13 protein-coding genes and 1 tRNA gene are annotated in these 11,725 nt (G+C 69.8%); 3 read left to right on the plus strand and 11 right to left on the minus strand.

Annotated elements, in window-relative coordinates:
• Positions 1-69: 69 nt before the first annotated feature.
• From rplL to M3E84_RS08225, 8 genes are all read right to left on the minus strand, one after another.
• Positions 70-456, minus strand: a complete 387-nt coding sequence (gene rplL / locus M3E84_RS08190; RefSeq protein ID WP_259895711.1) for a 50S ribosomal protein L7/L12 — start codon at positions 454-456, stop codon at positions 70-72.
• Positions 457-543: 87 nt separating this feature from the next.
• Positions 544-1,086, minus strand: coding sequence for a 50S ribosomal protein L10 (gene rplJ, locus M3E84_RS08195; RefSeq protein ID WP_259895712.1), 543 nt, complete (start codon positions 1,084-1,086; stop codon positions 544-546).
• Positions 1,087-1,372: 286 nt separating this feature from the next.
• A complete protein-coding gene (locus tag M3E84_RS08200) occupies positions 1,373-2,524 on the minus strand; it encodes a GNAT family N-acetyltransferase (protein ID WP_259895713.1) in 1,152 nt (383 codons plus the stop codon).
• Positions 2,525-2,718: 194 nt separating this feature from the next.
• Positions 2,719-3,426: a 50S ribosomal protein L1 gene (gene rplA, locus M3E84_RS08205; RefSeq protein WP_259895714.1), complete on the minus strand. Its 708-nt coding sequence runs from the start codon at positions 3,424-3,426 to the stop codon at positions 2,719-2,721.
• Between the two features lie 96 nt (positions 3,427-3,522).
• Complete coding sequence (rplK, locus tag M3E84_RS08210; RefSeq protein ID WP_259895715.1) at positions 3,523-3,954, minus strand: 50S ribosomal protein L11; 432 nt, start codon at positions 3,952-3,954, stop codon at positions 3,523-3,525.
• Positions 3,955-4,206: 252 nt separating this feature from the next.
• Positions 4,207-5,058, minus strand: a complete 852-nt coding sequence (gene nusG / locus M3E84_RS08215) for a transcription termination/antitermination protein NusG (RefSeq protein WP_259895716.1) — start codon at positions 5,056-5,058, stop codon at positions 4,207-4,209.
• Positions 5,059-5,157: 99 nt separating this feature from the next.
• Complete coding sequence (gene secE, locus M3E84_RS08220) at positions 5,158-5,421, minus strand: preprotein translocase subunit SecE (RefSeq protein ID WP_259895717.1); 264 nt, start codon at positions 5,419-5,421, stop codon at positions 5,158-5,160.
• A gap of 127 nt (positions 5,422-5,548) precedes the next feature.
• A tRNA-Trp gene (locus M3E84_RS08225) sits at positions 5,549-5,621 on the minus strand.
• 282 nt (positions 5,622-5,903) lie between these two features.
• Between M3E84_RS08225 and M3E84_RS08230 the strand changes: the two genes are divergently transcribed.
• Both M3E84_RS08230 and M3E84_RS08235 read left to right on the plus strand, forming a co-directional pair.
• Positions 5,904-7,106: a pyridoxal phosphate-dependent aminotransferase gene (locus M3E84_RS08230; RefSeq protein WP_259895718.1), complete on the plus strand. Its 1,203-nt coding sequence runs from the start codon at positions 5,904-5,906 to the stop codon at positions 7,104-7,106.
• The gene (locus tag M3E84_RS08235; RefSeq protein WP_259895719.1) at positions 7,103-7,486 is read left to right on the plus strand and encodes a hypothetical protein; all 384 of its coding nucleotides are present in this window, start codon (positions 7,103-7,105) and stop codon (positions 7,484-7,486) included. Before M3E84_RS08230 ends, M3E84_RS08235 begins: the two co-directional genes overlap by 4 nt.
• A gap of 94 nt (positions 7,487-7,580) precedes the next feature.
• Here M3E84_RS08235 and ppk2 read toward each other — a convergent pair whose 3' ends face one another.
• Complete coding sequence (gene ppk2, locus M3E84_RS08240) at positions 7,581-8,486, minus strand: polyphosphate kinase 2 (RefSeq protein ID WP_006213540.1); 906 nt, start codon at positions 8,484-8,486, stop codon at positions 7,581-7,583.
• 274 nt (positions 8,487-8,760) lie between these two features.
• Between ppk2 and M3E84_RS08245 the strand changes: the two genes are divergently transcribed.
• The gene (locus M3E84_RS08245) at positions 8,761-9,792 is read left to right on the plus strand and encodes a 6-phosphofructokinase (protein WP_259895720.1); all 1,032 of its coding nucleotides are present in this window, start codon (positions 8,761-8,763) and stop codon (positions 9,790-9,792) included.
• 33 nt (positions 9,793-9,825) lie between these two features.
• Here M3E84_RS08245 and M3E84_RS08250 read toward each other — a convergent pair whose 3' ends face one another.
• The gene (locus M3E84_RS08250) at positions 9,826-11,055 is read right to left on the minus strand and encodes a folate-binding protein YgfZ (RefSeq protein WP_259895721.1); all 1,230 of its coding nucleotides are present in this window, start codon (positions 11,053-11,055) and stop codon (positions 9,826-9,828) included.
• Entirely contained in the window at positions 11,052-11,648 is a 597-nt protein-coding gene (locus M3E84_RS08255; RefSeq protein ID WP_259895722.1) for an FABP family protein, read from the minus strand. The genes M3E84_RS08250 and M3E84_RS08255 overlap by 4 nt, the downstream gene beginning before the upstream one ends.
• Positions 11,649-11,725: the final 77 nt, after the last annotated feature.

Consider the following 11,725-nt stretch of genomic DNA (forward strand, 5'->3'; position numbering starts at 1 on the left):
GGGGGGGCCGGGGGCGCCCCGCCGCCGGGGGGGGCGGCCCGCGGCGCGCGCGCCCCCCCCCCCCACGGATCACTTGAGGGTGACGGTGGCGCCGGCGCCCTCGAGCTGCTCCTTGGCCTTCTCGGCATCCTCCTTGGAGGCGCCCTCGAGGACAGCCTTGGGAGCGGAGTCGACGAGCTCCTTGGCCTCCTTCAGGCCGAGGGAGGTCAAAGCGCGCACCTCCTTGATGACGCCGATCTTCTTGTCGCCGGCAGCCTCGAGGATGACGTCGAACTCGGTCTGCTCCTCCTCGGCGGCACCGGCGTCGCCGCCGGCAGCCGGGGCGGCAGCCACGGCGGCCGGAGCCGCAGCGGTGACGTCGAAGGTCTCCTCGAAGGCCTTGACGAACTCGGAGAGCTCGATGAGGGAGAGCTCCTTGAAGGCCTCGATCAGTTCATCGGTGGTCAGCTTCGCCATGTTGTGGCTCCTTCTGGTATCTGGTCCCGTCGGCCGCATGGGGCGCGGCGCGACGGAGGGTGGTTCTGGTACGTGGTGAGTCGACGCTCAGGCGTCGGCAGCGGTGTCCGAGCCGGTCTCCTCGACCTTGGCGCGCAGCGCCTCGGCCGTGCGGACCGTCTTGGACAGCGGTGCCTGGAACAGCGCGGCGGCCTGGGACAGCGAAGCCTGTGCGGCTCCGGCGACCTTGGCCAGCAGGACCTCGCGGGACTCGAGGTCCGCGAGCTGCTTGATGCCGGCCTCATCGAGAGCGGCACCGTCCATGTAGCCGCCCTTGACGACCAGCGCGGGGTTCTCCTTGGCGAAGTCGCGCAGGCCCTTGGCGACGGCGACCGCATCGCCGGAGACGAACGCAATCGCGGTGGGGCCCTGGAGCTGTCCCTCGAATGCGTCGATCCCGGCCTCGCGGGCGGCGATGCCGGCCAGCGTGTTCTTCACCACGGCGTACTCGGCGTTCTCACCGAGCGAGCGGCGCAGCTGCGAGATCTGCGTCACCGAGAGCCCGCGGTATTCGGTCAGCACAGCTGCAGAGGACGACTCGAAGCGTCCCTTCAGCTCGGCCACCGCGGCGTACTTCTCAGAGTTCGCCATGGCACTCCTTCCTGGTGTGCCGGACGCCTGCCGTTCATGCCCCCACATGAGAAAAGCGCCCCGGCAGGAGCCAGGGCGCATCAAGACACCTCCCGCTCGAAGGCGGAAGAAGGTCTTGCACGTTCAGGACACCTGCGCTGGACGCCCCGAGGGGCTCTTACGGCGATCCGCTCCGTCCGCTTCAAGGTGAAGCAGGCACGACGGATCCGCGACCGGCGGTCTTTGGATGCCAAGAGACTACCTTCCTGCGCCTCCTGCGGCAACCCTCTGGCCGCCGCGGGCCGCCTCAGGCCTCCCCGATCGCCCGCTCCCAGACCGCGGACCGCCCCACCACGACGGAGCCCAGACGGCGGTTCACCCAGTTCATGCGGGTGTTTCCGCTGTGCGTCCACACATAGATCGACTCGATGTCCGGTGCCGTCTCGGCGATCTGGCGAAGGTTCCCGAGCTTGAGGCGCAGGCCCAGGCGGCGACCGCGGTGCTCCTTCAGCACGACGGTCTCGTCCTGCAGCCCGGCCCCGCGATACGGATGCGGCACGACGACCTCCGTCATCCCCACCAGCTCTCCCGAGGGGATGTGCTCCATGACGGCCATGAGCGACTGATCGCCGTCCGCGCTGCGCAGCGCCTCGGTGCGCCGGACCCGCTGGGCGTCCCACGGCTCGGGGTCCCACACCGCGGGGGCGGCGAAGGCATCCGACGGGATCCTCGCATGCAGCCGGGCCAACGATTCGAGCCAGTGCTCCGGAGCCTCGTCCTTCCACACGTGGACGCGGTAGTCCTCGGCGCCCTCGGCCGCCAGGACCTCCTGGCTGAGCCGCTGCATCTCGCGCGGCTCCAGGGGCACGGCCAGTCGGCTGACATCAGAGACGGTGCGCAGCGCATAGCCGGCGCGCTGGGCGAAGCGCGTCTGCCGGTTGGACAGAGGCAGGCGCCCCGAGCCGTCCGAGGCGGTGATCCAGTCCTCCGGGCGCACCTGCGCCATGGCGCCGGTGGGCGAGCCGATGCGGCCGTCGCCCTGCAGGTCCACTGGCCCGGGGTGCTCGGACTGGATCGTGATTCGACGCCGAGCCTCCGCGCCGGAGAGCTGCTCCGCGGCAGCCAGCAGCTCCAGACCCACTCCCCTGGCCTCGCACTGCGGGTCGACCGTCACGAGCACCACGGCCGAGCGCGTGTGCACCACCAGCGGCAGCCGGATCTCTGCGCGGCCCACCAGCCGGTCCTCCATGAAGGCGCCCAGCAGCACCACGCGCTCCCACGGATCGTGCAGGTCCGTGAAGATGCCCTCGGCCTCGTTGGACAGCTGCCCCGTGCCCCAGATGGCCTCGCGCGAGCGGCGCACCAGATCGGCGACCTCGCCCAGGGTGCGCTCGGCGGCGGCGTCGAAGATCTCCGGCGTGCGGATCTGTCGGATCTGGACGGCGTCGTTCGGAAGCACTGCGGACCTTTCGGCAGCGAGCGCGCCCGCAATTCCGCTTATGCCGCCTGCGGCCGCGCGGGGGGCCTCGCTCTTCAACGTAGTGAGGGGTCCAGCCGACATCGACTGGACCCCTCAGGATCATGCATCCTTCCCGCAGCGGTCAATCACCGGGGAAAGGAGCTGTGATCTGCCGCTGGCAGATCGTGCGAGCCTCAGGCTTCGGACTCGACGGAGGTGGCGTTCGGATCCACCGGGATGCCGGGGCCCCAGGTGGAGGCCACGGTCATCTTGGAGACGTAGCGGCCCTTGGACGAGGCCGGCTTGAGGCGCAGGACCTCCTCCAGAGCCGCGGCGAAGTTCTCCGCCAGGGCCTTCTGCTCGAACGAGGTCTTGCCCACGATGAAGTGCAGGTTCGAGTGCTTGTCGACGCGGAAGTCGATCTTGCCGCCCTTGATGTCGCCCACGGCCTTGGCCACGTCCATGGTCACGGTGCCGGTCTTGGGGTTCGGCATCAGGTTGCGGGGGCCCAGGACCTTGCCCAGGCGGCCGACCTTGCCCATCATGTCCGGCGTGGCCACGGCGGCGTCGAAGTCGACCCAGCCGCCCTGGACCTTGGCGATCAGGTCATCGCCGCCCACGAAGTCGGCGCCGGCCGCCTCAGCGGCCGCGGCCTTGTCGCCCTGGGCGAAGACCACGACGCGGGCGGTCTTGCCCGTGCCGTTCGGAAGGTTGACGGTGCCGCGCACCATCTGGTCGGCCTTGCGGGGATCCACGCCGAGTCGCATGGCGACCTCGACGGTGGAGTCGGCCTTGGAGCTGTCGAGCTCCTTGACGAGTGCGATCGCCTCGGCCGGGGTGTAGAGACGGTCGCCGTCGATCTTCTCGGCGGCGGCCCGGTACGCCTTGCTGCGCTTTGCCATCTGCTTGTTCTCCTTGTGCAGTCGTGGTCATGCGGACCGCGCTCGGCCCTGCCACGGGATTACGTGTGCTGTGTCGTGCTGCGGCTCAGGAGCCGATCAGACGACGTCGATGCCCATCGAGCGTGCGGTCCCTGCGATCGCCTTGGCGCCGGCCTCGACGTTGTTGGCATTCATGTCCGCGGCCTTGGTCTGGGCGATCTCGCGCGCCTGGTCCCAGGTGATCGAGCCGACCTTGTCCGTGTGCGGGACTCCGGAGCCCTTCTGGATGCCGGCAGCCTTCTTGATCAGCTCCGCAGCAGGCGGGGTCTTAGTCACGAAGGTGAACGAGCGATCCTCGTAGACCGTGATCTCGACCGGGATGATGTTGCCGCGCTGGGACTCCGTGGCCGCGTTGTAGGCCTTGCAGAACTCCATGATGTTGACGCCCTGCGCACCGAGCGCGGGGCCAACGGGCGGTGCCGGGTTGGCGGCGCCGGCCTGGATCTGCAGCTTGATCAGACCCGAGACCTTCTTCTTCTTGGGAGCCATGGTGTGGTCCTCCTGACGTGTTGTACCGCCGCACAGGAGCGTACGACGGCGGGGTGGCCGCCGTGGCGCGGCGACCGGACGGCGCCCGCCGCGCGAAAGCGCGTCCCGCGGCGGTGCCGAAGCATGTGGGGCAGGCCCGAGGCCTGCCGATGGCATCCGAGTCGGGCTCGCACTGGAGCGCCGGCGTCAGGACGACGATCGACCAGTCTGCCAGATCCGCGCACGAGCGGGCTCCGGCGGACCGGTCGGCGATCAGATCTTGGAGACCTGATCGAACGAGATGGTGACCGGGGTCTCGCGCTCGAAGATCGACACCAGCACGACCAGCTGCTGGGACTCGACCTTGATCTCCGAGATCGTCGCCGGGAGGGTCGCGAAGGCACCCTCCTTGACGATCACGGACTCGCCGACCTCGAAGTCGACGGTCACGGCCGGGGCGGAGGCTGCGGCACCGGCGGTGGCCTCCGCGGACGGAGCCTGTCCCTCTGCCGCAGCCGGGGTCTCGAACACCGGATTGAGCATGTCGACGACCTCGTCGATGCGCAGCGGGTTCGGGTTGTAGGCGTCCTGCCCGACGAAGCCGGTGACCCCCGGAGTGTGGCGGACGGCGCCCCAGGAAGCGTCGGTGAGGTTCATGCGCACCAGCACGTAGCCGGGGATCCGGACGCGGCGCACGGTCTTGCGCTGCGCGTTCTTGATCTCCACGACCTCCTCCATGGGAACCTCGATCTGGAAGATGTCCTCTTCCATGTTCAAGGACTGGATGCGGGTCTCCAGATTGGTCTTCACGCGGTTCTCGTAGCCGGCGTAGGTGTGGATGACGAACCAGTCGCCCTCCTGCCGACGCAGCTTGGCGGCGAACTCCTTGCGGGGGTCCTCAGCCGGCGCCTGCTCCTCGGGAACCTGGGCGGAGACCTCCGATTCGGCGCCCTCGGCGATCGCCAGGTCGGCGTCCTGCACGGACTCCTGCTCGGCGGGGACCTCGACGGCCTCTGCCGAGGCGTCCGCGGGCGCAGCCGTCTCAGCCTGCTCCGCGCCGTCCTGCGCGGGAGTCGTGTCCTCCGGCGCCAGGTCGACGTCGTTCTCAGCTTCGTGCTGGGTCACTGGGAGTCCCTGCTTTCCTCTGCTCTGGGGTGGCCGCGAGGCCATGCTCGCGAAGCGGTCGTGCTGTACGCCGGTGTGCATCCCCGGCGGTGCGTGGCCTCAGGAGGCGATCGCGCCGTCGCCGAAGACCAGCATGGCCAGCTGGCCGAAGCCGAAGTCAAGCAGCGAGATCAAGGCCATCATGAAGGCCACGAAGACGAGGACGACGAGCGTGTACTGCACGAGCTCGCGGCGCGTGGGGGTGTGGACCTTGCGCAGCTCCGCGATCACCTGACGCAGGAACAGGAGCAGACCGCCGAACATCCCGTTCGGCTTCTGCCCCGGCTCACCGCCCGGCTGATCCGCGGCTGTGCTCTGCGACATCGGTTCTCCTCAAGAGGGGCCTCGCGCGTGGGTCCGCACCATCGGGTAATGGTCTGCGCTGTTCGCCTCCGCCTTCCGCAGGCGCTCGGCGAGACCGTGCTGGCTGCGGAAGGCGGGACGGGCTGCGCAGGGCAGACAGGACTCGAACCTGCAACCTGCGGTTTTGGAGACCGCTGCGCTACCAATTGCGCCACTGCCCTTCAGGCCTGTGGGGCGCAATGCCCCGCATGCCGGTCCATGAGCCTACCACTGCCGCGACTGCCCCGATGCGAGGCTGCCGCGTGGTTCGGATCGGCTTGGATGGACACCAGCGGGCAATCTTAGCCGAGCCGAACCGCCTCGGCAAGGGAGACGGTCTCCCCGAAGGCCGACGGAGCTGCCCATGCGCATCCGGAACTGCCCAGTAGCATGGGAAGGTGCCGCGACCGCGACGAGCGCGCCACGGCGCACCCAGCCTCACCCAGATGGAGGAACCGCAGGTCATGTCCGAACGCATCTCCCGCCGCATCGCGGCGATCGCCCCGTCGGCCACCCTGGCCGTCGACGCCAAGGCCAAGGCCCTCAAGTCCGAGGGGCACCCGATCATCGGCTTCGGCGCCGGCGAGCCCGACTTCCCCACCCCCGCGCACATCGTCCAGGCCGCAGCCGAGGCCCTCCAGGATCCGTCGAACTTCCGCTACTCCCCCGGCCCGGGGCTGCCCGAGCTGCGCCGCGCGATCGCGGACACGACCGCGCAGCGCAGCGGCTGGCAGGTTGAGCCGTCGCAGGTCGTGGTGACCAACGGCGGCAAGCAGGCCGTCTACGAGGCCTTCGCGGCTGTGCTGAACGAAGGCGACGAGGTCCTGCTGCCCGCCCCGTACTGGACGACCTACCCGGAGGCCATTCGCCTGGCCGGTGGCGTGCCGGTCGAGGTCTTCGCCGGGGCCGAGCACGGCTACAAGGTGACCCCCGAGATGCTCGAGGAGAAGATCACCGATCGCACCAAGGCGATCCTGCACTGCTCGCCGTCGAACCCGACCGGCGCGGTGTTCTCGTCCGAGGAGACCAGGGCGCTGGGCGCTTGGGCCGTCGAGAAGGGGATCTTCGTGATCGCCGATGAGATCTACCAGCAGCTCACCTACGACGGCACCCCGTTCACCGCGATCGCCGGGGCCTGCCCGGAGCTGGGCGAGAACGTCATCGTGGTCAACGGCGTGGCCAAGACCTATGCCATGACCGGATGGCGCGTGGGCTGGCTGATCGGACCCGCGGACGTCGTGAAGGCCGTGAGCACGCTGCAGTCGCACCTGACCTCCAACGTCAACAACATCGCCCAGCGCGCGGCCGTCGCAGCGCTGACCGGCCCGCAGGATGACGTGGTCGCCATGGGCGAGGCCTTCGACCGACGTCGCCGGCTGGCCGTGGAGATGCTCTCGGCGATCGACGGCGTCACCGTCCCCGAGCCCCAGGGCGCGTTCTACGTCTACCCGGATGTCAGCGCGCTGCTGGGCCGCGACTACGACGGCAGCACCCCGCAGACCTCCGCCGAGCTGGCCGGCCTGATCCTCGAGAAGGCGCAGGTGGCGGTCGTGCCGGGCGAGGCCTTCGGACCGTCGGGCTACTTCCGGCTCTCCTACGCCCTGGGCGACGACGACCTGCGCGAGGGCCTGACCCGACTGCAGGACTTCCTGGGCGGTGCCCGATGAGCGCGCAGGCCGCCTCCGAGCCTACCGGCGCCCAGCGTGCCGGTGAGGCCGCAGCGCAGGCCGTCGGGATCTTCGAGCAGGTCCCCACGCCGGCCTGGACCACGGCCGGGCTGATCGGCGGCTACGGGATCGCCCGCGCCACCGGGGTGCGCTGGCTGGGCGGCGCTGCGCTTCTCGGCGCAGGTGCGGCCGCGGCCCATACCTGGTGGCACCGCGGCGGGCCCGCTCAGACCGGTGCGCTCAGCGCGGTCTACCTCCTGGGCTTCGGGCTCTCGCACCCGCTGGCCAAGAGGATCGGCGCCTGGCCCTCCGTGCTCACAGTCACCGCGGTCTCGGCCGCTGCCAGCTGGGCGGTCGTTGACCGAGGTCTCGAGGACTGAGCCGCCGGCACGCACGACAGGGCCCACAGACCAGGCACCTTCCTGGTGCTCGGTCTGCGGGCCCTGATCCTCGTCCGGAGCCGTGCCGGGCGGATCAGTCGTCGACGGCGTCGCGGCCGCGGCGCACGATCTGCGGATCGGGCGGGTAGACGACCGACTCGTCCTTGTCCTCGTAGTCGAACTGGTTCAGGAAGTAGCGCATGGCGTTGAGGCGCGCTCGCTTCTTGTCATTCGACTTGATCGTGATCCAGGGAGCGTGATCCGTGTCCGTGCGGCGGAACGTCTCCTCCTTGGCCAGCGTGTAGTCGTCCCAGCGATCGAGCGAGGCGAGATCGTTCGGCGAGAGCTTCCAGCGCCGGACGGGATCGATCTGGCGGATCGCGAACCGGGTGCGCTGCTCGTGCTGGGTGACCGAGAACCAGAACTTGGTCAGGTGGATCCCGGCGTCCACGAGCATCTTCTCGAAGACCGGGGCCTGCTTCATGAAGACCTCGTACTCCTCATCGGTGCAGTAGCCCATGACCCGCTCCACGTTGCCCCGGTTGTACCAGGATCGGTCGAACATCACGATCTCGCCGTTCGTGGGGAAGTGCTCGATGTAGCGCTGGAAGTACCACTGCCCCTTCTCCCGCTCGGTGGGGGTGCTCAGAGCGACGGTGCGCGCGGCACGGGGGTTCAGGTGCTCGGTGAAGCGCTTGATCGTGCCGCCCTTGCCGGCGGCGTCGCGGCCCTCGAACAGGATGATGTGCTTGAGGTCGTTGTCCTGGCCCCAGTACTGGAACTTCAGCAGCTCGATCTGCAGGCGGTACTTCTCCAGCTCGTAGTCCTCGCGCGACATCCGCTCGTCGTACGGGTACCCGCCTTCGCGCCAGGTCTCCACGGCGGATCCGCCCGGGTCGATCAGATCGGGGTCGGCGGTATGGCCGTCGGTGACGGTGTAGCCCTGCTCGACGAGCTTGTCGATGAACTCGCGGAGGTTCTCCTGCGGCGCTTCTGCCATTGCGGCTCCCAAGGGCTTGGACCGCGGCTCGAGGACCCCGGTCGGTGCGGCGGCCCCAAGGCACTGCCTCCACCGGGGCCTGTGGCTGTCTGAGACCCCATTCTAATCCGGTACAGATGAACGGCTCCTGAACTGCCGTGACTTGCCCCGGCCCTGCGCCGCAGCGGGGACCCGGGCTTAGACTGAGGGCAGAACCCGACGGCTGCGGGCAGGTCCGCTGAAGGATCCGTCGCATGCGGTCGCGGCAAGTCCCCGAGCAGGAGGAGCGACACCCATGAAGATCGGTCTGCTGACCAGCGGCGGCGACTGCCCCGGACTCAACGCGGTGATCCGTGCGGCGGTGCTGCACGGCATCAAGAGCTACGACCACGAGTTCGTGGGCTTCCGCGACGGCTGGCGCGGCCTGGTCGAGGGGGACATCATCGACCTGCCCCGCACCAAGGTGCGCGGACTGGCTCGTCAGGGCGGCACGATCTTGGGCACCTCGCGCACCAACCCGTACGACCATCCCCAGGGCGGCCCGGAGAACATCTCGATCATGCTCGAGCGCCACGGGGTCGACGCCGTTGTGGCCATCGGCGGCGAGGGCACCCTGGCCGGGGCTCGCCGCCTGGCCCTGGACGGCCTTCCCGTCGTGGGCGTGCCCAAGACCATCGACAACGACCTCATGGGCACCGACTACACGTTCGGGTTCGACACCGCGGTCTCCATCGCGACCGACTCCATGGACCGCCTGCGCACCACCGGAGAGTCCCACCACCGCTGCATGGTCGCCGAGGTCATGGGCCGTCATGTCGGCTGGATCGCCCTGCACTCGGGCATGGCCGCCGGCGCGCACGCCGTGCTGATCCCCGAGCAGCGCACCAGCATGGATGAGGTCTGCCGCTGGGTCACGGAGGTCCACGAGCGCGGCCGGTCCCCGCTGGTGGTCGTGGCCGAGGGCTTCATCCCGGAGGGCTTCGACGACGTCACCGCCGTGCACGGCACCGAGGCGGACGGCCGCCCTCGACTGGGCGGGATCGGCGAGTACATCACCCAGCAGATCGAGGAGCGCACGGGCATCGAGACCCGCAACACGATCCTGGGCCACATCCAGCGCGGCGGCGCCCCCACGGGCTACGACCGCGTGCTGGCCACGCGCTTCGGCATGAGCGTCGTGGACCTGATCCAGCAGAAGAAGTGGGGCCACATGGTGGCTCTGCGCGGAACGGACATGGTCCCGGTCAGCTTCGACGAGGCCCTCACCGGGCTGAAGACGGTGCCGCAGGACCGCTGGGACGAGGCCAAGGTCCTCTTCGGCCGCTGAGCACCCGGGGCCTCCGGCCGCGCGCCGGAGGCCTCAGTGCCGGGGCCGCCGCAGGAATCCGGATTCTCGCTGGACGACCTGTCCGGCATCCGGCGGCACGACGACGGTCTGGGCGGCGGCCCACTGCTCGGACCGTGCTGGCTCTGCCTGCTCGTCCTCCACCTGCTGCGGGGACTCGAGGACCTCGCGCACCCGCAGCTCTGCCTGGGTGTCCACCGAGCGCTTGATGACCGCCAGGGCGATGGGTCCGGCCTCGTGGTGCAGCTGCACGGAGCTCACCCGCCCGACCTTGCGCTGTCCGGCGAGCACCTCGGCCCCGGCGGAGGGCAGGGTGTGCTCGGAGCCGTCGAGGTCCAGGAAGACCAGGCGCCTGGGCGGATGGCCCAGGTTGTGCACCCGCGCGACCGTCTCCTGGCCCTTGTAGCAGCCCTTCGAAAGATGCACCGCGGTGCGCAGCCAGTCGAGCTCGTGCGGCACCGTGCGATCGTCGGTGTCCGGGCCCAGGCGCGGACGCCACGCCTCGATGCGCAGCGCCTCCCCCGCCCACGACCCGGCCAGGCTCAGACCATCGGAGGCAGGTCCGGTCACGGCCTCCACGAGCTTCTCTCGCGGCACGAGGACCTCGTGCCACTGCCGCTGGGCACCCGGGTGGCCGTCCTGCTCCCCGTACGCCCAGCCGCCGTCGGCGACCCCGGGCCAGGGATCCGTCCAGATCAGCTCGCAGCGCCCCTCAGCGGGCTCGGCGGCCAGCACACGCAGGTGCTCCGGCACGTCCACCGCTGCGATCACGGCGACGTCGCGGCTGCGGTCCTCGATCTCGACCCGCAGGGCGAAGCGCATGGACTCGAGCCACTCGCGCAGCGGCTGGGTCTCCTGCGGCTCCGTGATCAGCCAGACAGTGCTCCCGTCCTCGATCACATGGGGCGCGAACTCCACGCGGCCCTGCACGGACAGGAACAGCGTCTCGGCGGACTGCCCCGGCCGAAGGCCCGTGAGGATCTGCGAGCTCAGCGTGGTCAGCCAGGACAGGCGATCCGGGCCGCCGACGCAGATGACGCCCTTGTGCGACAGGTCGACGACGGCGCCGCCGCGCGCCAGGGCCCGCTGCTCCCGGACAGGGTCGCCGTAGTGGGCGGCCGTCCCGGCGTCCTGCCCGGAGGCCTCGACGGCGCCGTGGACGGTCTCCAGAAGCGCGGATCGCCGCACCTGGGCCTGGGGCGCTGATGCGGCGATGGAAGCGGGGTCATGCGTGCTGTCGGTCATATCCTCTTCAGCTCAGCTGATGCGTGCGTGCTCAGCGATCGGCCTTCGGCCGCCATGTCCCAGGCCCAGAAGAGGTCTCCGTTGACCAGGCCGAACATGCGGGTCGAGGCGGTGTGCTCCTTGGCCCCCTCTGCGCGGACGACGGCGTCCGTGCCCATCTGGATGCGGGGTCCGTCGATCTCTCCGACGTAGAGCTCGCTCACGCCCCCGGGACGGGAGAACGTGGCCACGAGCGGGAATCCGCCGTCCGGCAGGCGCAGGGCCTCGACCTGATCGGCGGTGGTGATCTCCGGCTCGGGCGCTGCGGGCATCAGGCCGGGACCGACATCACCGGGGCGCTGCGGACGGGCCAGCTGCCAGAACCCGTGCTCGACCGTGATCAGGCGCTCGGGCTTGCCGTCCTGGTCCAGCAGGTGCGATTCCGCTCGGTACTCCACGAACGGCAGGCCGCTGTGGGCGAACTGGACATGCTGGCGGAAGGGGCGCTGGTCGGTCTCGCCGTAGCCGACGAAGCCGTCGCCCTGCCACTCGCCCAGAAGCCAGGCGAAGGGGACGAGCTCGGCCGGGAGATCGGTGGGGATCTCGACAGGCACGGCTTACATCTGCCCCTTGTAGAGGTTCTTGACGACGACCACGCTGATGAGGCCGATCGTCACGACCGCGAGTGCGA

This window comes from Kocuria sp. p3-SID1428 (genome assembly GCF_025149945.1).
In the GTDB taxonomy this organism is placed as follows: Bacteria; Actinomycetota; Actinomycetes; order Actinomycetales; family Micrococcaceae; genus Kocuria.

Bases quoted from the DNA above. Each gene is read 5' to 3' on its own strand.
- rplL (WP_259895711.1), bottom strand. From the start codon at position 456: ATGGCGAAGCTGACCACCGATGAACTGATCGAGGCCTTCAAGGAGCTC.
- rplJ (WP_259895712.1), bottom strand. From the start codon at position 1,086: ATGGCGAACTCTGAGAAGTACGCCGCGGTGGCCGAGCTGAAGGGACGC.
- rplA (WP_259895714.1), bottom strand. From the start codon at position 3,426: ATGGCAAAGCGCAGCAAGGCGTACCGGGCCGCCGCCGAGAAGATCGAC.
- rplK (WP_259895715.1), bottom strand. From the start codon at position 3,954: ATGGCTCCCAAGAAGAAGAAGGTCTCGGGTCTGATCAAGCTGCAGATC.
- secE (WP_259895717.1), bottom strand. From the start codon at position 5,421: ATGTCGCAGAGCACAGCCGCGGATCAGCCGGGCGGTGAGCCGGGGCAG.
- M3E84_RS08230 (WP_259895718.1), top strand. From the start codon at position 5,904: ATGTCCGAACGCATCTCCCGCCGCATCGCGGCGATCGCCCCGTCGGCC.
- M3E84_RS08235 (WP_259895719.1), top strand. From the start codon at position 7,103: ATGAGCGCGCAGGCCGCCTCCGAGCCTACCGGCGCCCAGCGTGCCGGT.
- ppk2 (WP_006213540.1), bottom strand. From the start codon at position 8,486: ATGGCAGAAGCGCCGCAGGAGAACCTCCGCGAGTTCATCGACAAGCTC.
- M3E84_RS08245 (WP_259895720.1), top strand. From the start codon at position 8,761: ATGAAGATCGGTCTGCTGACCAGCGGCGGCGACTGCCCCGGACTCAAC.
- M3E84_RS08250 (WP_259895721.1), bottom strand. From the start codon at position 11,055: ATGACCGACAGCACGCATGACCCCGCTTCCATCGCCGCATCAGCGCCC.